Here is a 21247-nt window from a genome sequence, read left to right on the forward strand (position 1 = left end):
TTTCAGTAGGAGTAAAAGAGTTTTAGTAGCTCCTCGCTCACGGCTTGCCGCGCGTAGACTCCCTTCACGGCCCCATCGAAGAGCAGCACGGTCTTGTCGGAGAGCTCCGCGACCTCCTGGGGGGAGTGGGAGACGATGACCGCTACGATGCCACGCGATTTAACGTACTCCCTTATCAGCGCTCTCACCTTGGAGGCGTTTGAGGGGTCTAGGTGGCTCGTCGGCTCGTCGAGCAGGAGCAGGTCTGGTTCCAGCGCCAGCGCCCTCGCTATGGCGAGGAGCTGCCGCTGCCCCCCGGAGAGCCTCTGGGCGGGCTTGTCCTCGAGCTCAGTGAGGCCTAGGAGGTCTAGGTACCTCTTCGCCCTCTTCGAGGCCTCGGGGCCAGGGACGCCGCTTGCCCTCAGGGGTAGGAATACGTTTCCGTAGACGCTTGCGGTCAGGGCGACTGGCCTCTGGGGCATGTAGGCTATCCTGGCAGCGCGCTCCCTGACTTTGATCGAGAGGTCCGCCCCGTCGAGGAGGATCCTCCCGGAGTCAGGCTTCTCGAGGAGGGCGAGTATGCGGAGGAGGGTGGTCTTTCCGGAGCCGTTGGGGCCTATGAGGCACGTCACCTGCCCCCTCTCGGCGATCAGGCTCACGCTCTTGAGCACGGGTCTTCCATCGTAGCTCTTCGACACCTCTTGTGCTTCAAGCGGCACTCTTCCCCACCCTGAGCTTCAGGATGATCACGGCGGTGTTGACGGCGAGGTAGACGAGGGCGAGGACCGCGCCGAGAGCGATCGCGGTGTCGAACTCGCCGGCGTTCGTGTAGTAGACGATGGCTGTTGTGAGGACCCGTGTCTGGTACCTTATGTTTCCCCCGACGATGATAACAGCCCCCACCTCCGATATCGCCCGGCCCAGCGCAGCGAGGACCGCGCCCAGGAGGTTGACGCGGGACTCGTTCAGGAGGAGTAGCGCCTCGTAAAGGGCGCTGGCCCTCAGCGAGCGCACGAGCTCCCTGAGGTCCCTGGGCAACGACTCGACCGCTGTGATGGTGAGGCCCGTGGTTATCGGGAGGGTCAGGAGGAACTGGGCGACGATCATGGCCTCGGGGGTGAAGAGGAGGCCTGTCCAGCCGAGGGGGCCTTGGCGGGAGAGGAGGAGGTAGAGGAGGAGGCCCAGGAGAACGGGGGGCGTGCCCATCAGCGTGTTTATCACGGTGACTGTGACGTGCTTGCCCCTAAACTCCTTACTGGCGATGAACGCCCCCAGCGGGAGCCCGAAGGCTGAGGATAGGGCTACGGCCGTCGCCGAGACACGTAAAGATAGAAGGGTTATCGAGACTACCTCGCTCAGCGTCGCGTCGATCACTACGAACCGCCCTCCTGGTATCGTAGGGGGGCACGGAAAAAAGCTTTGGGGGGTAGGCTCCGTGAGAGGGTTCACGGGTCCTTTTGCAACTGCTCCCTCCACCAGGCGATCTGCTCTTCCTCGTATGGGTCAACGATGCCGAGCTTGGAGACGTTGCCGAAGCATGTGTTAAACAGCTTAGCGCCGCCCTTAGTGTAGCTACCTATTAAGGCTTGCCCTCTGGGGGAGATAAGGAACTTCACGAACTTGTAGGCCGCGTCGTAGTGAACCCACGGGAAGCGGGTGCTGTTGACGAGGGTTGCCCTGTATATGTTTAGGAGAGCAGGGTCGCCTTGGAAGAGCACCGCGAGTGAGAGCTTGTCCTTGAATGCCAAGTAGGTGCTCCTGTCGCTGAGCGTGTAGGCGTTCCTCAGCTGGTCGGTGACCATGAGCGTCTGCGCCATGCCCTGCCCGGTCTCCTTGTACCAGGGGCGGCCAGTGGCGTTCACCCCCGCCTGTTCCCAGAGCCTCAGCTCCCTGAGGTTCGTCCCGGACTTGTCACCCCTCGACACGAAAACTGCCCTGCCCTGCTCCCCCGCCAGCGCTATCAGCCTGAAGGCCTCCGCGGCGCTCTTGGCATCCTTGATCCCGGCTGGGTCGTTAGGGGGGCCTAGGATCACGAAGTCGTTGTAGGCGAAGGAGATACCGTGGACGCCGTAACCCTGCTTTATGAACTGCTCCTCGGACGGCCTGTCGTGCGTTATGACCATGTCAGCATCCCCCCTCATCGCTATCTGCAGCGCTTGGCCGGTCCCGACTGCGACCCAGGTGACGTTGATGTCAGGATAAGTGGACTCGAACTCCTTCTTCAAAGCGTCGAGGAGACCTGTCGCGTCAACGCTCGTGGTGGTTGCGATCCGGAGCACCGTCTTCTGCTTTGCCTGAGGCTGGTTAGTGAAGTAGAAGTACGCGGCCCCGACTAAAGCGAGAGCCACCAGCAAGAAGGCGACTATATTGAACCTCTTTGCTCCAGTCTGCTTCATAATCTTACCGCTATGATTTTTATCATAGCCACCAGCAAGAAGGCGACTATATTGAACCTCTTTGCTCCAGTCTGCTTCATAATCTTACCGCTATGATTTTTATCATAGCGTATATATGCTTTTTCATTGTAACCATCTCGATGAAAATATTTTATAGGTCGGTGGATATGAGCCTTCGTGTCCAACACGCCTGAAACAGTCAGCGACACGCTGCTCTGCGAGGGCAGGAGGGTGAGGCTTTTCCGCCGCGAGGTCAGGGTCGGCGGTAGGACGTACGTGAGGGACGTGGTGGAGTTCGGCCAGGCGGTGGTGATCATACCGGTTAGGGGCGAGGATAGGCTCGTGTTCGTCGAGCAGTGGCGGGCCCCGCTCCAGAGGTGGATCGTGGAGCTCCCTGCTGGGAGGCTGGAGGCCGGTGAGAGCCCTCTTGAGGCGGCTAAGAGGGAGCTGGAGGAGGAGACGGGCTACAGGGCTGGGGAGTGGAGGTACCTTGGTGGCTTCAGCGTGGCTCCGGGCTACAGCGACGAGGTGCTGCACTTCTTCCTCGCAGGCAGGCTCGAGCACGCGGAGGCCCACCCGGAGCCCGGGGAGGTTCTCAGGGTGGTGGAGATGAGCCCCCAGGAGTACCTGTGGCGGGTGGGCGGCGGCTTCGGGGACCTCAAGACGGTTGCAGGCGTGCTCCTCTATCTTTCTGCTAGGGAGCGTGGGGGGCTGTGGGGCTGAAGAGGACCGGGCTGCTGTTCTACCTCGAGAAGCTGTACAGCGTCCTGGTGGGCGCGGGCTTCGTACTCGTCATCACGCGTAACCTCAGGCCGAGCGAGTTCGGGGCCTGGAGCGTGGTTTCGTCAGTGCTCTCCTACGCCAGCATGGCTACGGTAGTCAACTACTGGGTTACGAGGTTCAGGGCCAGGGGGGTGCTTGAGAGCCTCACAACAGGGCTCACCCTCTCGTCGGCGTTCTCGCTCCTCTCTATGGCCCTGCTGTGGGCTCTCTCGGGGGCGATCAGCAGCTCATTCGGCGTCCCCTACGAGGCCGTGCTGCTGTCTATCGCGTACCTCCCCTTCCTCTACCTCAACGGCGCGATGTACTCTGCGCTCTACGCCGTAAACCCCCCTCTGGCTGCTGTGTCGGAGTTCGTGTTCGAGACGGTGAAGCTCCTGGCAGCCCTCTTCTTCGCCACCACAGCCAGGGTAACGCTGATCACGGCGATGCTCTCCGTCCTAGCCGGGCACGCTGGCCAGACGGCTTTACTGGTCGCCTTCACAAGGAGAGACCTCGCGCGGAGGCCGAGCCTCGAGCTCGCCAGGAGGATCCTGGCTTACTCGTGGGTGAACGCCCTGGGGCTGCCGGCATCGATCGTGGCGATGGCGGACGTGCCCCTGATCTCCCACTTCGCTTCTAACAGGGCTGTGGCCTACTACACCGTTGTCCTGACGTTCTCGAACCTCGTCAGCTACTCCTCTACTCTTGGCCGCGGGCTGTACCCCAGCCTTCTCCAGTCGCACGAGAACGCGGGGGAGAGGGTGGAGGAGGTCCTCAGGTTCACCCTGCTGCTGGGAGTCCCGACGGCTTTCGGGGCCATCGCGCTGGCGCCGAACCTCCTCTACCTGCTTAACCCGGACTACGCTGTCGCCGGCCCGGCTCTCGTGGCGGCGTCCCTGGCCTCGCTCGTCGGCGTCGTCAACGGCCTTTTGGCGGATGTGCTTCAAGGAATGGAGAGGCGTGACATCGAGGTACTGGACCCGGCTGCGCTCCGCGGGACCTACATCTTCAGGACGGTCGTGGTTGGGCTTGTCAGGTCGGTTCTCGGCGTCTCGGGTGTCCTGGTGGCGCTTTTCCTCACGAGGGGGGAGGTTGAGGTTGCTGCTTGGGCTCGCGCGTCGTGGCTCGCCGCCGAGGCCGCGGCGTTCCTCATGCTCTACTCTCTCGCCAGGGGTAAGGTCAGCCTCCGCCGCGTCGCCGGCTCAGCGACAAGATACGCTGCCGCATCCGTCCCGATGTGCCTGACCGCCGTGTACATCAACCCGTGGAGGATCAGGGAGGCTTTCCTCGCCGTTGTAGCGGGGGGCGCGGTCTACTTCACCGTCCTCTACCTCATAGACGGCTGGTTCAGGAGACTCGCGAAGACCGCTCTCGGGGTCCTTGCTCGCCGCTAGCGCTTATGCCTCCCACGTGGGCTTGAGCTCCAACCTCACGGACGGGTCTACCTCCGCGAGTGCCTCCCGAACCAAGGCGGGAAGCTCCTCGGGGGGTTTGTCGGCGGAGTAAAGGGTGGCTGAGAGCCTTCTGGGCTCGACCAGCAGAACGCCCACGATCCTGCCCCGGTAGCCCAGGATGTACTCGTAAGCGTGCATGTGCGCGTAGAGCCCACGCCTCCTCAGCGCTTCTAGGAGCCTAAGCCTCGCACCAGGCAGCTCAAGGGGGGAGACCATGCTTCTAGGTAGGATCAGAGGTAGATCTGCTTTTCTGCAGGCAGTGCGGGGCACTACAAGTGGTGTCTAGGCTTGCTGTGCGGCCTGCTGCTGGGCTTTCTTCCGCTGCTCGGCCATCCTGCGCCAGTTGATTCCGATCCACAGCCTTGAGTACCATAGGAGCTTCCAGACCTCGATCCTGTCTCCGTGCTCCTCGACGAGCTTGTCCGCTATCCTGTAGAGCTCCTGGGCTTCCTCGAGGTTGAGGTCGTCCTTTTCGAGGAGCTGCTTTAGGCGGCTCCACTCCTCCTTCGTCAGAGGGTTCTCGGCGAGCTCGAGGACGCGCGCCAGCTCAGACTTCGCGAACGTCACGGCCTCGGCTCTGAGAACACCCTCGTAGCCGAAGATGTCTAGGAACAGCTCGTTGACGCTCCTAACCCCCCTGCCCAGCCTGCTGACCTTCTCCTCTACCCTTCCAATGCGCTGCTCCAGCCTCTCCTCAAGCTGGGTGACGCGTAACTCCAGGGCTGACAGCCTCTCTCCAAGGTCTCCCACCTTGCCCTCCAGAGCCGACAGCCTCTCCTCTACCCTCCCAACCCGTAACTCAAGAGCAGATAGCCTCTCTTCCAGCTTGGTGACGCGGAGCTCTAGTGCTGCGAGCTTCTCTTCAAGGTCTCCCATTCTGCCTTCCAGGGCCGATACCCTCTCTTCAAGGTCTCCAATCTTCTTCTCCAGCTGGGTGATGCGGGCTTCTAGTTTCCCGACCGCGAGCTCGAGTCCGGCTACCCTACTCTCTAGCTGATCGATGTGGGATTCGAGCCCGCCGAATTTGCGCTCTAAGCCAGCGACCCGGTTCTCGAGGCTGGCGAGCTTCCTCCCGAGCCAGTAGGTGGCCCCAGAGACGGTGCCCACTACGCTTGCGACGACGGCTATGGTTTCGGCGATGGACAGCCACTCGCTCATTAAGCCGCGACGCTAAATAGCTGTTTCACTTGTATAAATGTTTGTGTTTATTAGAGCGAATCGTCGGGCTGTTTAGATGGTTGAAGAGGCCCTTTTACCGTTTCTTCGAGGTACTAACCCAAGAGTAGGCAAAAGCGAGAGATTCGGAGCCGAACCGATTGAGACGAAAAGTAAAGCAGTTTCCTTTTTCCCAGAGCGTCGCGTACTCCTGGTCCGAGGTCACCGGAGTTCTTAGCCCGCTACTTGGCCTTTAGGTACTCGTCTACGCTTTTTGCGGCCTGCTTGCCGCTCCGCATGGCTAAGCCTATGTTAGACGGCCCGTGGGCCACGTCTCCCGCGGCGAAGAGGCGCTTAACGCTCGTCGCAAAATTCTCCTTGACCTTGATGCTCCCGTCTTTGTTAAGCTCGACGCCTAGGCTCTTCACGCTTTCAGGGGGCGTCGGCCTAAGACCCACCGCGACAACCAACGCGTTGAAGTTCAGCTCGAACTCGCTTCCCGGGATGATCTCAGTCGCGGCCTTCCTGTCGGTTGTCGGCTTCACCCTCGCGAGCCTCACTTTCTCGGCCTTCCAATCGCCGAGGATCTCCACTGGAACCACGTTCTCAAGGAACTCGACTCCGAGGCTCTCGAGGTGTCTGAGCATGTGCTTCGCTGGGGCGACGCTCATGGGCCTCCTGTAGAGCATCACGACGTCTGCCCCGTACTCCTTGACGGCTACCTCCGCTATGTCGACGGCCGTCAGGCCTGCACCGACGACCGCTACCTTGCCGGTGAGCGGGGGAGGCTCGACGACCTGGTACCCGTTCTTAGCCATCATGTACTGCGTGATCCAGTCGAGTGCGTTGTAAACACCCTCCTTGTCCTCCCCCGGCACCTCCAGCCTCCTCCCCTGCCACGTCCCAGTAGCCAGGAGCACCGCGTCGAAATCCTCCAGGAGCTCGCGCAGCTGGACATCCCTGCCAACCTCGGTGTTCGTGTGGAAGCCCACCCCCAGGCCCGCTAGCTCGCGGACGCTTTCCCTGACGGAGGACTTCGGTATCCTGAACTCCGGTATGGCGAATATCAGCATGCCCCCGGGCTCAGGGAGTTTGTCGAACACGTCGACTCGGTGACCTAGGCAGCAGAGGACGCCCGCCGCAGCCAGGCCCGCCGGGCCCGCACCGACGATGGCTACTCTCTTCCCAGTTCTCGGCCCCGTGGACTTACAGGGTGCAAATTTTATAGACATCGTGTAAAGTTTATATTGATGAAAATTAATTTTTTGCGCTTTACGCTTCAGTTAAAAGTAAAGAAGATCTTAAATAATGTTTAGCCTGCGTCCTTGAGTCCCGAAAAGTTCATGGAGGCTGCTCGATTACGGTTAACCCCTCTCTGCCCTTGAAGACAGATGTCTCGGCTAGCGGTAGCTTGGGGAGAACGTCCTTGATCATGAGCAGGTCGTAGTCCTCGCTTAGCAGCGGCTTGAAGACCAAGCCGTGCTCCCTAGCGACCCAGTCCACAGTCAGGGTGACGTCGGCCTTGCCTGTCGCCACAGCGTTTGCCGCCTCCCGGTGGGTGGTGTACTCAACTCCGTAGCCCTTGAGCCTCCTCTTGAGGGCCGAAACCGGCACCCCCAGCTCGCGGGCCGCTTGCTCGAGAAGGTGCTCGAGGAGGATCCTGGTCCCGCTGCCCTTGATCCTGTTAGCGATCCTCAAGCCCCGCTCGACAACACCGGTGAGGCTATCGGGGGGATCCTTTACCCTAGGGTTGAATGCGAGCCCCATCACTCTCTTCCACCCCTTCACTAAAACCACCCTGCCCCTCAGCTGGGGGTGGTTGAGCAGGTGCTCGTTATACCTCCCGGTAGCCGGGTCGAGGATATGGACCCCCGCGACGTGGCTCAAACCCATCTTGAGCGCCTCCACGCCCAGCGTGGAGCCCACCTTCAGGTAGAGCCCGTAGACCCCCTTCTCGGCGAGCTCCGAGATGAGCCGCTCCATCACCGCGCAGTCGCTCCCCGCTATGACCACATCAGGCCTCGCGAGGTCGAAGCCCCTTAGCATGCCGGTGAGCTTCGCGCGCACTAGCCTGGCCTTCGCGAGGATTGCCTCGCCTACCGGAGTCAGGTGCGCGCCACCGCCGCCGGGCCCTCCAGCCCCCCTTTCGACGACTTTCGCACCGGTAGCCTCCTCGAGCCTGGCGATTGTGTTCCAAACCGTCCTGTAGTCGAGGCCCAGCAGCTCCGCGGCCCTCTTTATGGAGCCAGCCCTCTCAACAGCCTCCAGCACTCGCAGCTCCTCGGCTGTGACTGTGTGGCCGTTGATGTGGAATGTTGGGGTGAGCTCCGCGCGCAAGCCGTTGAGTAGGCTGAATATCCTGAGGATCTCGTCGCCAGGCACGATAGGGGCCCCGCTGATGCTTCTAACGCTCGCTCCCTATTTAAAAGTACTCGAGCACGCTCCTAGCTCTTTTGGCCTCAGGGAATGCCGGCGCGCACTCTGCGCCGATCTCCCGGCAAGCCTTCTCGACGGCGTTGCGCACCCTCTCCCTCCACCTCGCCTCAGTAGCGATGGCCTGCGGGAAGCGGTTCAGCAGTGGCCGCATGCTCTCAACCAGCTCGGGCCTGTGGTGGTAGTAGTCGTAGTACAGCTTTGAGCCCGTCTCGAAGGCGACCTCGACTACGCTCGCGATCGAGTCCTCGGAGTCGTTTACCCCCCTCAGTATGGGTCCCAGGAACACCCAGGTTTCCAGCCCCTCGGATGCCAGCTTACGCAGGGCTTCAACGCGCGCTCCGGGAGGGGGAGCGTTGGGCTCGATCAGCCTCGCGAGGGCTGGGTCGAGCGTGGTGATCGTGAAGCCGACGTCGACCTGGCCTCTGCGGGGGGCTATGACGTCAAGGTCCCTCAGCACGAGCGGCGACTTGGTCTGTATGCTCACCCGGAAGCCGTTGCGGAGGAGGACTTCCAGGCCCCTGCGGGTCAGCTTCTCCCTTGCCTCCACGGGCTGGTAGGGGTCGGTCACGGTGGACACTCCGACTAAGCCCCGCCTAACCCTCTTTACCTCGGCTTCGAGGACCTCGACGACGTTCTCCTTGATGTATACCACGCGCCCCCAGTTCCTCGCAACCTCCGGGTATCTCGTGAAAGCCCTAGCGTAGCAGTACAGGCATCCGTGGTTGCAGCCCGCGTAGGGGTTGAAGGCGTAGTCTAGGTCGGGGAGACCCGACTTGGACAGCGCGTGGCTCACCCTGACCCGCTCATACCTCACCTCCAAGGGATCCCACCTCGAGCCTAGTCTGCTTAGTGAAGTCCCTGAGGATCTTGGACTTGGAGAGCCAGACGCTCAGCGGTAGCCTCGTCGACGAGCCGAGCCTCGCTAGCACGTCCTTGATGTCGTCGTACCTCTCGGGCTTCGAGGCGAAGAGCGCCCTGACGTTCTCGCGCACGAACCAGACGCCTATCGGGAGGAAGAAGCCCTCGTATATCTCCCTGATGAGGAGCACGGTCGCCTGCCTACCCAGCCTCCTGAGGTACTCTGCGACGGCGAGCCTTGACGCGTAGTAGCAACCGCCCAGCGTCGCGTACTCGCTCCTCCCCTTGAAGCCCTCCCAGTCGCCCTCCACCTCCACGGTCGTTCCAGGGTTCCAGGTTGTGTTCGGGAACCACGCCTCAATCCACTCGAAGCTCCACGCACCCGGAGCTAGGATCGCCACGAAGTTGTTGTCCGAGTACCTGCGCTGGAAGAAGAGGTAGCTGTCGATGGAGGGGTTGCGCTTCACCTCCTCGAGGATCCTCTTCGAGATGATGTCGTCGACGGCGGTTATCGACCACCTCGTCGGCACAAGCCTCCTGCCGGCGCTCCTGCCTAGCAGGCCGACCGAGAACACCCTCTGTATCATCGACACCGGTATCCCGCTCTCGTAGAGCCTCCACACGTCCTCGTCGGCCCTCACCCTGTCGCCGCCCAGTATCCTCTCAAGGGGCCTAGGGATGCTGGGGTTATCCACTAGCCTGACCTTCTCGGCGACCCCCGAGGGTCCGAAGGGCGGGGCGTGGGGGTCTAGCTGAACCCCCCTTGGAGGCTTGCGGAACCTTACCTCCACGTCGACGGGCCTCGAGGAGCTCGAGAGCAGGGCGACCTCCCCGAGGGCGTCGGGATGACGAGCGTCGACGCGAAGGCTACCGAGAACCAGGCTCAGCCTGAACTTCAGGACGTCCTCAACCCCGTAGCTTAGCCACCTCTCGGGGAGGTCGTAGACCGAGACGTCCCCGTCGGCGGTGACGACAGCAGGGGCCACCCTAACGTTGGGGTAACCCACGCGGCCGACAAAGACTGAGGGGGGTGATGGGGCCTGAAGCTCCGCTGAGGGCGGGGGCTTCACCTCCCCCATCTTTGACCAGAGGGAGAGGAAGGGGCAGCGCGGGAGGCCGCAGAGTAGCTTTGCGCCTCGGCACTTCAAGCACAGCCCTGTGAGTCGTGTGGACATTTACCTGTGATAGGGGACGCACCGACGAATATAACGTTTCCGCAGTGTTCGGTGAAAGTGAACGAAGGGTTTTTAGGCAAGCTACGGTCTCTCTCGCTGGAGCTCTGTTGGGCACATGCAGGCTTTGCGGGCGGAGCTCCCACCTTATCTCCGAGACGCTTGGTGTGTGCCTGGAATGCCTGAGGGCTAACCCAGACAAGGCCCTCAGGGTCGCCGAGGAGGCGCACATTAGGGCCCGGAGGCTCCTGGGCCTGCCAAGCCCCCCGAGCGGGGACGGCGTCGAGTGCGTGGCGTGCGGCAGGCGTTGCCGCATGAGAGATGGTGAGGTCGGCTTCTGCGGGCTCGTCAGGAACTCTCAGGGCAGGCTTGTCCGCCCCCACCCACTGGACGAGCCTGGCTTCGCTTACCTCGACCCCCACCCGACTAACTGCGTTGCCGCGTGGTTCTGCCCTGGAGCTACGGGCGCTGGCTACCCGAGGTACTCTGTGTCGCCTGGGGGTCCCGAGAGAGGGTACTACAACCGCGCCGTGGCCTACGGTGCTTGCAACCTGAACTGCCTGTTCTGCCAGAACTAGGATAGCAGGCGCGCGAACCTGGGCTTAAGGCTCCCTCTCATGAGGCTCGTCGAGCGCGCTAGGGACCCTAGGGTGACATGCGTGTGCTTCTTCGGCGGAGACCCCGGACCCCTAGCGTACCACGCCCTGAAGGCCGCGGAGGAGGCTCTCAAAGCCCGAGAGGGCCAGGTCTTCAGGGTCTGCTGGGAAACCAACGGGCTGTGGAACAGGAGGCTCCTCCTGCGGGCGGCGGAGATTTCATACGTTTCGGGCGGGGTGCTTAAGTTCGAGTAGCAATGCTATTCTTAGTTTTTCCCTGGATCCCTCCCGTGTTCGACCCGCGCTTTCCCTCGCCCCCGAGGGTTTGGTTGGGGGGTTGCTGGTGGGTGTTCGAGCGCGGGCTCGGCGGGTCAGGCTCTTAGCACAGCATGTGTGAATGCTTATAACCCCCCTCTCGCATTTAGCCGTGATGGTCGAGGTCGGCGCCGAGGTGTGGGACTGCGTCGCGAGGTGGCTCAAGCTGACCGGCCTCGCAAGGACGCTGTGGCGCCTGCGGGAGCCGAAGCCGATCAGCAAGGCCTTCGCCACGAGGAACACGAGGCACATCGCCGTTGCGCTGGAGAGGCTCCGCTCAGCCGGCCTCGTCAGGGAGGCGGTCGTCGGCGACGTGCGCTACCTCCACCTCACCGAGCGCGCCTGCAGCCTGCTCGTGCCGCTCGGCTACAGCCCAGAGGAGCTGGCGTGCGGCGATGCTGCCCTGAGGCTCATCCGGCGCGGAGCCGGAGCTGCCTCCGGTGCAGCATGACTGTCGCTATGTGCGAGCATATCCTCGCCCTGCGCACGCAGCCGTAAGCCCTGGAAAAGCAGTAAGCTCCAACAAAGTGTAACATTGTTATACTTTCGGCGTATTCATCGGAGCAAATATTAACCCCCTCCGCACAGGGAAACACGAGGCCCGCCGCCGCACGCGTTAGGCCGGTGAAGGGTGATCCGGCTTCAAAGGCGCGGGCCAGGGTGCTTCCCCGAGAAAACTGGCGCCGCACAGGGGGCGCCTGCACTCTCGGGGAAAAGATAGTGGGCGGGAGGGGGTTAAGCGGCTAGCATGCAGACGCCGGCCCCGGGCACCTAGGCTACGCCGACCCCCTATGTACTAGTGTTTAGGGGGGAGTGGCGGCCGGGGCCTGGGAGCCCGAGAGCAAGCCCCTTTAAAACACCCTTTTTTACCCGCCCAGCCCACCATTCCACGCTCCTCTGGGACGTGGTGGGACTGGGCTGGGTGGGGGGCCGGGCCCCCGCAAGGGGGCGGCGGGCTACGCCGGTGAGGCGCCGCGCCCCCAGGGATCCCCACGCGGGCTCCCAGCGCGGCCGCTGAGGCGTGAAAGTGCCGGCACGCGGGGCCGCGCCCACGTGGCCTGGCCCTGGGCCGGTAGTGCCCGCCCGCAAGCCGGCTGCCCGAGGCCCGCTTCCACGCCCACGCGGCCTGGGGCGGGCTAGGGCGAGGGGCTGTTTTCGGCGGCTTTTCGGCTGCTCCCCGCCCCCTGGCAGCCGGCCCCCCGCCCTCGGGGGTGGACGGGCCGCAAGCGAGGCGTTGGCGGCGCCACGCCCTGGCTCCGCGCTGGGGGTGCGCGGGGCATGGGGTGTGGCGCGGGGGCCGCTCTCATCGCTGAGCCCCCCACCACTGGCCCGCTGCTGGCCCCCTGGGTGCCTCGGGGGTGTCCGGGGAGGGGTTGGGCCGGGTCACAGGCCATGTGCTGCCGCTTGCGCCCGCGTGCTCTGCAGCGGCGTGACACGCTGTCCTCGAGCGTTGCGGGGGTTGGCTGTGCCGCTCCTCCCCCGCATCCCGCCTCTCCGGGGGGGGCGGATGGGGGAGTGGTATGGCTGACCCCCGTGGTAACGGCAAATTAGCGGTCGAGGGGTTCAGGGTGCTGAGGTTCAGGGCTGAGCTGCCGGAGGAGCTCAAAGACTTCATCGAACGAGTTTATCAGCCGAGGGCCTCGATGCGCTACTGGCAGAAACTACTCGGCCTCGGCAACGAGGAGCTGGAGGAGGCGTGGAAGGCTGTGCCGTGGGCTTACAGGGACGCCTTCGACAACATCGTACAACCGAGGATGCCGAAGAGGAGGAGCTACCTGCGGTTCCCGCTGCTCTCGTGGACGCTGAAGCGCACAGGGGTGAACCTTCAGGGAGGCGAGCTGGTCGTCAGGGTCTATGGGAAGGCATACAGGATCCCTCTGCCCGAGCGCGGTATTAAATGGCTTCAGAGTCAGGAGGATGCCTGCCGAGACAGCGGTGGCAGGCTGACGAGGTACGTCGCCGTCAAGGTAGACGGGCAGGTGAGCGTCGTGCTCCACTGCTCCCACAGCCTGGGCGTGGAGGAGCTGCTCGAGAGCCTTGACGCAATCGCGGTCGTGGACGTGAACAGTAGCCACGGCTTCTACCTCTTCGCCTACGACTTGCGGAGCGGCGGCTTCAGGATCCGCAGGTTCAAGATACCAAAGGTGAACTGGAGGAGGATCAAGGAGCTGCAGCACAAGGCCGTGAAGTCCAGGAGCCCCGGCGCGTGGGCCACCGCGAGGTGCACGCTGAGGAAGGCTTACAGGCGCCGCAGGGCCGCATTGCTCAGAGCTGTGGCGGAGGCGACCAAGGAGCTCAGGGGGAAGAGGGCTATAGTCTTCGTGGACGTCCCATTCGACGAGTCACTGCGGAACAATGGCCTGCAGAGGACGCTGAGGAGCTTCGCGAGGAGGCTGGAGAACGCCCTCGGCTTCCACGGCATCTTGGCGATCGAGAGGACACTGCCTTCGAAGCGCTGCCCCCTCTGTGGAGGTAAGCTGGAGGAGGCGGAGAGGAGGGGCGAGACTAGGGTGATGAGGTGCATGGAGTGTAACATGGAGTTCGAGAGGGACAGCGTTCCAGCCTTGCACGCGCTGAAGCTGTTCCTCGGCGAAGCCGAGGTCGAGGAGCTCGCCGAAAAGCTGGCGAGGCACTACCGCCTACAGAGTAGCCAACGACTGCAAGGCGACTAGAGGCCCCGGCCCGCGGTTGGCCGCCGCTGCCGCTGAGGCGTGGCGGCCGCCGGACGCTCCTCCCCGGAAGCCCCCTCGAGGGGCAGGCCCGAAGAGGGCGATGCGACACCCCCGTGGGGCGACCCCGAGGCTGAAGAAAGATGACGAAGAGTTAAGGGGGCCAGTGGGGGCAGAAAAGGAGGAGCGCTCTCACCTTCGCCGATCCGAAGCCCGTTTACGAGAACTTCGCCGAGGTCGCTGGCAGGTTTGACTTGAGGAGGGATCCTCCCTTCCTCTGCGCCAGCACGCTCCTCGTGCCCGGCTACGTGGACTCCTACGAGGTGGAGATGATCGCCGGCTTTTTGGCGTCGATCGACAGGGACATCCCCTACGTGCTGCTCGCCTTCCACCCCGACTTCCTTATGTCAGACCTGCCTGTGACGAGCAGAAGGCAGGCACATGAGGCCCTTGAGGCCGCGAGGAGGGCTGGGCTTAGGAAAGTGTGGCTAGGCAACGCCTGGCTACTCCGAGATTGAAGCCCCCTTTGCGGCGATCCGGCTAGCTGGGCAGTGGTCGTACAGACTGGTTAGCGGGTTTGAGTATCCCGGACAACAGCATTCGTCAGATCGCTGGGCTTGACTAGGCGAAGAGCCTCTGGATCGACCCGGCCTAAGAGTGTTCCCCTCTTTGTAATTGCTACACGCTACCTGTGTTGGGTTATCTTCAGATAGGGTTACCGCGAGAGGAGAATTATAAGCAACGACGACAGGAGAAGGGTTAGTAGCAGTGCTACGAGGGGCCTAGCTCTAGACCTCTCAACCCTGAGCGCTGGCACTACAACCCACTCGACCTTAGGGGGCTTTGCAAGCTCCTGTTGGAGAATGCTTGTGACCGATGGCCTATCTGTTTGCTGGACGTTCGGGTAGATCCTCGTGACCACCTCGACTACATCCTGCCTTGTGCCGTGGAGGTCTCCCCGCGTCACCTGCCTAGGGTCGACACCCAATCCCCTGAGCTTGTCCGCGATGAAGCTGGCAACGAAAGTCCTGACGCCCTCTTCCTGCCCGGGGAAGAGGGCGTAGCCCTCGTCGAGCATGACTCTAGCGAGCCAAGCCGTCCTTATGACGAGCTTCGACTCCTCGTACTCGAGAATGTGCTCGCCGTACTTCTTGAACCACTCCTCGAAATCCCTGAGCTCCGCTTGAACCCTGTTGCTCTCCAGCAACCCCTTAAACTCCTGCGACACGGTTTTCCCACAATCGTTGCGGCCTCAAAAAGGTTTCTAGCGGGTCACAGGGCGGAGTCAAGGAACAGCATCAGGTAAAAGCCCGCAAGGAAGCCGAGGGTGATCTTCAGGGGAGGCTCGTCCTCGCGGTATATTTCTGGGATGGCCTCCTTCAGCGTCACGTAGAGCATCGCGCCCCCGGAGAAGCTCAGCCCCAGCGGCAGTAGCCATGAAGTAAGCGAGAAGAGTGCCGCGCCTAAGACCGCGAGAAGCGCCTCGCTCACCCCGCTCAGCACGCCGACGAAGGCTCCGCTACGCCTACCCCTTATCGCGGCTATGGGTAGAGCCACCGCCAAGCCCTCAGGTATGTCTTGGAGGCCGATCGCGATCGCGGTGGCGACCCCGACTGGCAGCGAGTAGGCTATTGATGTGCCGACCGCGAGCCCCTCAGGGAGGTTATGGATTATAACTGCCAGCGCTATGAGCCAAGCCTTCTTGAGCAGACCTCTCGCGGACTCGGGGCCCTCGTATCCTCTCAGGATGTGCTCGTGCGGAATTAGCTTATCGGCGAGGTGAATGGCAACGATTCCCAGCGCTATGCCGACGGCCACGAAGGGGAAGCCCGCCAGCTGTATCGCCGGGAGGATCAGGCTCGTGAAGCTCGCTACGAGCATGACTCCGGACGCGAAGGCCAGAGCTAGGGTGAGGTCCAGGCTGCCCTCCCTGTACAGGTACACAGCCGCCGCACCCAGGCTCGTGGTAACTGCTACGAACAGACCGGCGTACAGGCTGGCTAGAATGACGTTCCCTCCAGCCATACTCGCTAGGGCCGAGGAGAGACAATCGAGCACGCTAGCTGAATGCTTGGAGAAAGAAAAAGCTTTGCCTTACTTTTTGAAGGGGTCGATGTTGACCCTTGTCAGAATAAGTATCGATAGGACTGCGAATATAGAAGCGATTGGTCCCCAGATGACGAGCCCCAGGGTGTAGTCGTAGCCGTTGAAGGGGGGAAGGGAAGCCAGGTAGCCTACCACTAGGTAGGTGAGGGACTGGGAGATGTTTATCGGAATACCCTCGAAGCCCGTGAACAGGCCCGCCCTGCTCAGACCCGTCCTCAGCTCGTCCCAGTGTGCTAGGTCGGCGACGACAGCGTAGGGGAAGAGCTCGTAGGCCGAGATGCCTACGGCGCCCAGAGCTATAGCGAGTAGGCCGACCGCGATCTTGAGCGCTTGGTCTTGGAGGAAAGCGGGTAGCGGGGCGAGCAGCAGGCCCGCGGTGAGTATAACGGCGGCTTTGATCAGGGCCGGGCCCTTCCCGATCTTCCTGGCCTGCTTCCCCCAGAACGGGAAGGCTCCCATTACGAAGACCACCATCACAACCCCGAAAACAACGGAGGCGAGGTCCCCCCAAGCCCGACGACCGAGCTGACGTACTTCACCACAAGGGCTGTGATCATGGTCTCCGCCGCTGACATGAGCATCCTCACTCCCTCCCACAGCATGAATTCCCTGTACTTGAGGAGATCCAGTATGTCACGGGTGATCTTGGGTGTTAGAACGGCCTTGCTTTCAACGGGTATTAGGAGCACGCTGGGCATGTACAGGAGCACCTCCATCACCGCGAAAGCCGCCATGACTGGAAGCAGGAGCCCCCCGCGGTAGAGCATGGGGACCAGGAAGCTGAAAACAACCCCCACCACGTTGCCAAAGATGTTGGACACGTTCTGCAGGGTGGTGATGGTGATCCTTTCCTCCGGCTCCGTGATCTCGGGCATCCAAGCCTGGTAGGGGGTGAGGAGGTAGCCGTAGAAGAAGTTGAAAGCGGCGTTCCAGAAAGCGCCCCAGTAGAAGAGCTCCGACTTGTCCTCAATGGAGATGAACAGGAAGGGGACGAAGTACATGACGGCTGAGATGGCTAGTAGCGGAGAGCCCGTGATTATGTAGGGCTTCCTCTTCCCAAACCTGCTCCTGGTAGCGTCGCTTAGGTAACCCATTATGACTGAATTTATCAGAATGGCGAGCTTGCCGATCGCGCTCACGACGCCGCTTAGCTGAGGGTCCAGCTTGTAGACGTCCCAGTATACGTAGAAGCCGGCGAAGCTGAACGCGCTCAGGAGGGTCGTTGAGCCAGGCGCGCGATCCCGTATGAAAGTTTCTAAAGTTTAGTTAGCACGTTAATAAATCTATGCTAAAGTATTTATACGTTTACGTAGATGGGGTTTGAAAGCGCGGAAAGAATATTCTCCATGTGGTATGGTTCGTCGGCATCAGCAACTTCTCTCAAAACCTCGGCTCTAACGTAAGGAGACTTCACATTAACCCTGACCTTCATCACTAGAGGATCGGACGTTATGGCCTCACGGTATACCACTTCTCCTCCAGCAACGATCCTGAGAAGCTGAGCCTTAGCGCCCTCCACCTGGATCACTACGTCGAGCTCCCCGCTACTGGCAGCATCGCCTGTCCAGAGCTCGTGCTTCCCGTCGAATGCCTTAAGGATCAACCTGGGCCCCAGAGGGGACTCTGAGACAAATACCCGCTGGCTCCTGATGCCCTGAAGCAAGCCCTCCTCGCTGAGCTCCTCAACGTACACCCAGGTGGTAGGGGCGCCCGGCGCCAGCAAGCTTTTCCTCTCCTTTATCTCGTGAGCGTCGCTACCCCCTACTAGCCCCAACCTGTAGCCTTTGGCCAACAGCTCGTCCCACCGCTTCAGCGATATGTAGTTGTTGAACTCCCAGACTGAGTGGAAGACCTCCACCGCATCCGCAAACGACATATCCCCGAGCTCCCAGTCGGGACCGAGAGGCTTCGGGTGGTTCACGGAGATAAGCGCTCCCTGACTCCTAAGGTACTTCACCACTTTCGCGAGCTCGGAGGCTGAGCTTACTCGGAATTCGGGCGTCTCGCTTACCCCGTAAACGTTCATGTGGCCTTTGTAGGAGGTCATCTCAACTCCTCTCAGGAAGAAGACCCCATTTAGGAAGCCGCTCCTCCACTCCATCTCGGCCATGTGCGACACTGTGTTGTGGTCAGTGACGGACACGAAGTCCAGCCCAAGCTCGCGCGCCACCGAGGCTATCTCCTCCAAAGTTGAGTCCCCGCCGCTGTGGACCGAGTGCAGGTGCAGGTCTCCCTTAACCCAGCCCCGCTTCGCCGCAGGAGCTCCGAGCGATAGCTTCCTGACCTGCCCCTCCGCGCACTCGAGGTAAACCTTAACCTTTACGGTGTAGCTCAGCCCCGCGCGCGGAACCTTGTAAAAGCCCAGTATAACGCTCCACTCACCCGACCTTATGTCTCCTGCCGTGTAGCTTGGTGTAGCGTAGATCCGAGAGACTGTGAACTTCTTCTTATTCGAGCCGCTCCATCCTCTCAGAAACTTCATGCCCTCGACCAGCTCCCTGCTTCCCGGCTCGAAGAGCCCTATGTCGACGGCCGCTTCTTCGGGGCTTTTCCCGGCGAACTCGTACTCTACCTCAATCGTGCACACGCCGTCTGGGATAGTGAAGGGTAGGTAGGCGAAGCTCCCAGCCATGAACGGGGACGCTTCGCCCTTGAATTCATACTCGAGAATAGGCCTCACGCTGTCGAGCATACCGATTAAGAGGATGCTATACGCGTATATTATTATTGATTTATCATCCTCGTTGTTGACAAGAGCTTATGATGATTTCTTCTCACCATGAAGCGTGGTTGTGCTGGTAACCCTTAGGGTCTCGGGGGTAGGCTGTGCCAGCTGTGTAGCACCGGTGAAAGAGCACTTCCTAAGAGCACCTGGGGCTCTGGCCGTTCACGTGCTCGGAAGCAGGGTTTATGTTGTGCTGGAGGACGGCGTGCCTTTGGCGGATTTCCTCGACAAGAGCGGTGCCGCAGAGTACTACATAGTTCAGGTAGAGCGGACTGAACGCCTGAGGAGCTTGGAGGAGGCGCTCGAAAGGGTAAGGAGCGCAGACCGGGTGAGCCTGCGCTTAGGGCGCTGATCCGAACGGAAGTGCTGAGGCTACGCAATTCTCTTTAAGAGTTGATGCCTCAACAAGTTTTTAAACGATGCCTCGAGTCCACCCTGTGCGGAGACTCCTGTTACTGCTAATCGTCTCGCTTGCCTCCTACGCTGTTCTCACAGCCCTGCAAGCCCACCTCCTCGGCGGGGTGGAGCAGAGAGCGGGCTATGCTGACGCCGCTGGAAACCGATTGTACTGCCTGCATTGGCTACCATCAGCCAGCAGACCACGCGGAACGACAGTCCTCTTCCACGGGCTCGGCGGCCAGGGTCTAGCCGGCTACCTTCTCGTCATCACCTACGTTAGCCTACTATTACTCCTCCCCCTCGACGCTATGGCGCAGGTGTGGGCTAGAGAGGGTGGAAGCTGGGTCGATAACGCAACCTGGCTTGCCGCGACTGAGAGCCTCCTGCTGTCGTCCGTCACCCTTCTCGTCTAAAAATAGCTGTCGCGAAATCATGCATAAGAGGGCCGTGAAAAGCCCTTTCTTCAGAGAAAATTCACAGGAACCCGCTGTGACCTAAAATATGTGTTGAAGGGAGGTTTAGGTATGGGGGGTCACCACCCTTGCGCTTCCAGAGCAGGTAAGAGGTAGCTGTGCTCTTCACCTGAACTCCTAATCCTCCTGACCGCTCTCTTTATGTGGAAAAGCCTTTCACCCAGCCGATAGATAATCACCTTTTTAATCAGGCGACGTGTATTAACTGTAGAGGCATGACGGAGTCTCAGGCTGAGCTGAAGAGCAGGATCCTGAAGCTGCTAAGGGAGGATGAGGAGTTCAGGTACGCGGTTGCAGGCCTCCTCGGGCTCGAGGAGCTGCTAGCCAGGCTCGACAAGCACGAGAAGGTGCTCGAGGAGCTACTTAGGGAAATCAAGAGCCTGCGTGAGGAGCAAGGAAAGCTAAGGGAGGATTTCAACAGAATGCGGGAAGACTTTCTCAAAATGCTTGAACGCATTGTCAAGTTAGAGGAGGAAGAGAATAGCCTTCAGAGAGAAGTCAAGAGGCTTGAGGCATCCCTAGAGAGGCTCCGAGGCGACATGCTCTACGGCTTCAGCCAGCTAAGCAAGTTCGCGGGCTTAACTTTCGAGACGTTTGTCAGGGACCTCCTTACCAGGAGCCTCAGGGAGTCAGGTGTCCTGCCTCCCGACAAGGAGCTGAGGTCTGAGGTCGTAGGCGGCGAGGAGGTCGACATCTTCTGTGATGCGCCGTTGATCGTGGGCGAGGTGACCGCGCATGCGGAGTCAGAGGAAGAGCTCTACAAGCTACTAAGAAAGGCCGAGGCTGCTGAGAAGGCCCTCGGGAGGCCGTCGTTCAATAAGATCCTCGTCGTGCTCACCGCCCCTAGGCGCGTAGCGGAGAAGCTCAGGGAGCTCAGCGTAGAGCGTGACGTCGAGCTGATTCTTGGAAAGGTCATGGAGTAGGGCACACCCCTCGGAGACCTCAGCCAGCGTAAGGATGCGCTTGTTGACCAATAGCGCGTTATAACCTCGATATGACCTAGTTGTCCTTTAGTCTCAGAAATAAATATATTCTGAGACTTTACGAAGTATTTTCTAGACATGGTTGCGTCTGAGATTAAAGTGAGGGTCTCAAAAAAGTTCACAATATACCTTCCGAGGGCGGTAGTGAAGGCTACCGGTGTGAGGGAGGGTGAAGTACTCAGAGTGAGAGTCGAGGGCTCTAGGATTATCCTAGAACCCATTCTAGACCCTTTTGACTTCGCGCTAAAGGGGCCGAAATTTGCCAAAGTAACTTTCGAGGAGTTCGAGAAAGAATCTGAGGAGCTGCAGAATGAGATCTTCGGCTAGGCTAAGGATACTCTTGGATTCCACGTACCTCTTACCAATACTTGGGGTGGAAGTCGAGGGTACAGAAGATGCCCTGGCTACCCTAAGGAAACTCAGAAGGGAAAACAGAGCCACTTTCTACTACACTCCTTTTAACATCCTGGAATGCTTGGGGAAGATTACTAAGCTGGAATATGACCATAGCACTGTAGCTACGGGGTTATCCCTAATCGAGGAGGAGTTTGAACAAGTTAGCCCCAGCACTCTAGGCTACTTGAAAGCCCTTGAGCTTAGGAAAAAGGGCTTTAAAGACTTAATAGACCTCCTACTGTTCGTAACAGCGGCAAGCGAGAACCTCCTGTTCCTCACGAGAGACAGCGACCTTATCCGCTTCCTCAGAAAGAGCGGAGAAAACTTGGCGGCCATCCTCTACGAGGAAGATTTCCTGAAGATGTTCCGGTAG

26 protein-coding genes are annotated in these 21247 nt (G+C 60.7%); 12 read left to right on the forward strand and 14 right to left on the reverse strand.

The genetic code is table 11. From position 1 onward, the window contains the following. Window positions 1-2: 2 nt before the first annotated feature. The 3 genes from ACNO7C_RS08350 to ACNO7C_RS08360 all read right to left on the reverse strand — a co-directional run bounded on the left by ACNO7C_RS08350 (window position 3) and on the right by ACNO7C_RS08360 (window position 2375). The gene (locus tag ACNO7C_RS08350; protein ID WP_460024649.1) at window positions 3-698 is read right to left on the reverse strand and encodes an ABC transporter ATP-binding protein; all 696 of its coding nucleotides are present in this window, start codon (window positions 696-698) and stop codon (window positions 3-5) included. Beyond that, window positions 688-1353 carry an ABC transporter permease gene (locus ACNO7C_RS08355; RefSeq protein WP_460024650.1) on the reverse strand — a complete coding sequence of 222 codons (666 nt, stop codon included), beginning with the start codon at window positions 1351-1353 and terminating at the stop codon, window positions 688-690. Before ACNO7C_RS08355 ends, ACNO7C_RS08350 begins: the two co-directional genes overlap by 11 nt. A gap of 71 nt (window positions 1354-1424) precedes the next feature. Continuing rightward, window positions 1425-2375 (reverse strand): ABC transporter substrate-binding protein, encoded by a 951-nt coding sequence (locus ACNO7C_RS08360; RefSeq protein ID WP_460024651.1) that lies wholly within the window; start codon window positions 2373-2375, stop codon window positions 1425-1427. Between the two features lie 177 nt (window positions 2376-2552). On the opposite strand from ACNO7C_RS08360, the gene ACNO7C_RS08365 reads away from it, so the two are divergent. Beyond that, window positions 2553-3098 (forward strand): NUDIX hydrolase, encoded by a 546-nt coding sequence (locus ACNO7C_RS08365; RefSeq protein WP_460024652.1) that lies wholly within the window; start codon window positions 2553-2555, stop codon window positions 3096-3098. Then, on the forward strand, window positions 3089-4531 hold the full coding sequence (locus tag ACNO7C_RS08370; protein WP_460024653.1) for an MATE family efflux transporter: 1443 nt from the start codon (window positions 3089-3091) through the stop codon (window positions 4529-4531). Before ACNO7C_RS08365 ends, ACNO7C_RS08370 begins: the two co-directional genes overlap by 10 nt. 3 nt (window positions 4532-4534) lie before the next feature. Here the strand turns inward: ACNO7C_RS08370 and ACNO7C_RS08375 are convergent, their stop codons facing one another. From ACNO7C_RS08375 to ACNO7C_RS08400, 6 genes are all read right to left on the reverse strand, one after another. Next, the gene (locus ACNO7C_RS08375) at window positions 4535-4807 is read right to left on the reverse strand and encodes a hypothetical protein (RefSeq protein WP_460024654.1); all 273 of its coding nucleotides are present in this window, start codon (window positions 4805-4807) and stop codon (window positions 4535-4537) included. A gap of 66 nt (window positions 4808-4873) precedes the next feature. Further along, entirely contained in the window at window positions 4874-5749 is an 876-nt protein-coding gene (locus ACNO7C_RS08380) for a zinc ribbon domain-containing protein (RefSeq protein ID WP_460024655.1), read from the reverse strand. A gap of 239 nt (window positions 5750-5988) precedes the next feature. Then, a complete protein-coding gene (locus tag ACNO7C_RS08385) occupies window positions 5989-6978 on the reverse strand; it encodes an FAD-dependent oxidoreductase (RefSeq protein ID WP_460024656.1) in 990 nt (329 codons plus the stop codon). A 109-nt stretch (window positions 6979-7087) separates the two neighbouring features. After that, window positions 7088-8128 carry a substrate-binding domain-containing protein gene (locus ACNO7C_RS08390; RefSeq protein WP_460024657.1) on the reverse strand — a complete coding sequence of 347 codons (1041 nt, stop codon included), beginning with the start codon at window positions 8126-8128 and terminating at the stop codon, window positions 7088-7090. A 40-nt stretch (window positions 8129-8168) separates the two neighbouring features. Next, on the reverse strand, window positions 8169-8996 hold the full coding sequence (locus ACNO7C_RS08395; RefSeq protein WP_460025924.1) for an SPL family radical SAM protein: 828 nt from the start codon (window positions 8994-8996) through the stop codon (window positions 8169-8171). Next, window positions 8986-10215 carry an Nre family DNA repair protein gene (locus ACNO7C_RS08400; RefSeq protein WP_460024658.1) on the reverse strand — a complete coding sequence of 410 codons (1230 nt, stop codon included), beginning with the start codon at window positions 10213-10215 and terminating at the stop codon, window positions 8986-8988. Before ACNO7C_RS08400 ends, ACNO7C_RS08395 begins: the two co-directional genes overlap by 11 nt. Before the next feature lie 107 nt (window positions 10216-10322). Between ACNO7C_RS08400 and ACNO7C_RS08405 the strand changes: the two genes are divergently transcribed. The 5 genes from ACNO7C_RS08405 to ACNO7C_RS08425 all read left to right on the forward strand — a co-directional run bounded on the left by ACNO7C_RS08405 (window position 10323) and on the right by ACNO7C_RS08425 (window position 14310). Then, window positions 10323-10790, forward strand: a complete 468-nt coding sequence (locus ACNO7C_RS08405; RefSeq protein ID WP_460024659.1) for a hypothetical protein — start codon at window positions 10323-10325, stop codon at window positions 10788-10790. A 39-nt stretch (window positions 10791-10829) separates the two neighbouring features. Further along, window positions 10830-11063: a radical SAM protein gene (locus ACNO7C_RS08410; RefSeq protein WP_460024660.1), complete on the forward strand. Its 234-nt coding sequence runs from the start codon at window positions 10830-10832 to the stop codon at window positions 11061-11063. 175 nt (window positions 11064-11238) lie between these two features. Further along, window positions 11239-11574 carry a hypothetical protein gene (locus ACNO7C_RS08415; protein ID WP_460024661.1) on the forward strand — a complete coding sequence of 112 codons (336 nt, stop codon included), beginning with the start codon at window positions 11239-11241 and terminating at the stop codon, window positions 11572-11574. A 1069-nt stretch (window positions 11575-12643) separates the two neighbouring features. After that, window positions 12644-13795 (forward strand): transposase family protein, encoded by a 1152-nt coding sequence (locus ACNO7C_RS08420; protein WP_460024662.1) that lies wholly within the window; start codon window positions 12644-12646, stop codon window positions 13793-13795. 251 nt (window positions 13796-14046) lie between these two features. Continuing rightward, a complete protein-coding gene (locus tag ACNO7C_RS08425; protein ID WP_460024663.1) occupies window positions 14047-14310 on the forward strand; it encodes a hypothetical protein in 264 nt (87 codons plus the stop codon). Window positions 14311-14507: 197 nt separating this feature from the next. On the opposite strand, the gene ACNO7C_RS08430 is transcribed toward ACNO7C_RS08425, so the two are convergent. Genes ACNO7C_RS08430 through ACNO7C_RS08450 form a run of 5 tightly spaced genes read right to left on the reverse strand, consistent with a single transcriptional unit; the run spans window position 14508 to window position 18590 of the window. Beyond that, a complete protein-coding gene (locus tag ACNO7C_RS08430; RefSeq protein ID WP_460024664.1) occupies window positions 14508-15020 on the reverse strand; it encodes a hypothetical protein in 513 nt (170 codons plus the stop codon). A 44-nt stretch (window positions 15021-15064) separates the two neighbouring features. Continuing rightward, window positions 15065-15850: a ZIP family metal transporter gene (locus ACNO7C_RS08435; protein ID WP_460024665.1), complete on the reverse strand. Its 786-nt coding sequence runs from the start codon at window positions 15848-15850 to the stop codon at window positions 15065-15067. Window positions 15851-15886: 36 nt separating this feature from the next. Further along, window positions 15887-16372, reverse strand: coding sequence for an MFS transporter (locus tag ACNO7C_RS08440; protein ID WP_460024666.1), 486 nt, complete (start codon window positions 16370-16372; stop codon window positions 15887-15889). Continuing rightward, window positions 16372-17145, reverse strand: coding sequence for an MFS transporter (locus ACNO7C_RS08445; RefSeq protein WP_460025925.1), 774 nt, complete (start codon window positions 17143-17145; stop codon window positions 16372-16374). Before ACNO7C_RS08445 ends, ACNO7C_RS08440 begins: the two co-directional genes overlap by 1 nt. A gap of 50 nt (window positions 17146-17195) precedes the next feature. Further along, complete coding sequence (locus ACNO7C_RS08450; RefSeq protein ID WP_460024667.1) at window positions 17196-18590, reverse strand: CehA/McbA family metallohydrolase; 1395 nt, start codon at window positions 18588-18590, stop codon at window positions 17196-17198. Between the two features lie 94 nt (window positions 18591-18684). Between ACNO7C_RS08450 and ACNO7C_RS08455 the strand changes: the two genes are divergently transcribed. From ACNO7C_RS08455 to ACNO7C_RS08475, 5 genes are all read left to right on the forward strand, one after another. Beyond that, window positions 18685-18975 carry a hypothetical protein gene (locus ACNO7C_RS08455; protein ID WP_460024668.1) on the forward strand — a complete coding sequence of 97 codons (291 nt, stop codon included), beginning with the start codon at window positions 18685-18687 and terminating at the stop codon, window positions 18973-18975. A 67-nt stretch (window positions 18976-19042) separates the two neighbouring features. Further along, complete coding sequence (locus ACNO7C_RS08460; RefSeq protein ID WP_460024669.1) at window positions 19043-19435, forward strand: hypothetical protein; 393 nt, start codon at window positions 19043-19045, stop codon at window positions 19433-19435. Between the two features lie 275 nt (window positions 19436-19710). Next, window positions 19711-20418 (forward strand): hypothetical protein, encoded by a 708-nt coding sequence (locus tag ACNO7C_RS08465; RefSeq protein WP_460024670.1) that lies wholly within the window; start codon window positions 19711-19713, stop codon window positions 20416-20418. 159 nt (window positions 20419-20577) lie between these two features. Next, the gene (locus tag ACNO7C_RS08470) at window positions 20578-20805 is read left to right on the forward strand and encodes an AbrB/MazE/SpoVT family DNA-binding domain-containing protein (RefSeq protein ID WP_460024671.1); all 228 of its coding nucleotides are present in this window, start codon (window positions 20578-20580) and stop codon (window positions 20803-20805) included. Then, window positions 20789-21247 (forward strand): PIN domain-containing protein, encoded by a 459-nt coding sequence (locus ACNO7C_RS08475; protein WP_460024672.1) that lies wholly within the window; start codon window positions 20789-20791, stop codon window positions 21245-21247. Before ACNO7C_RS08470 ends, ACNO7C_RS08475 begins: the two co-directional genes overlap by 17 nt.

It is taken from the genome of Infirmifilum tikiterense, assembly GCF_054696565.1.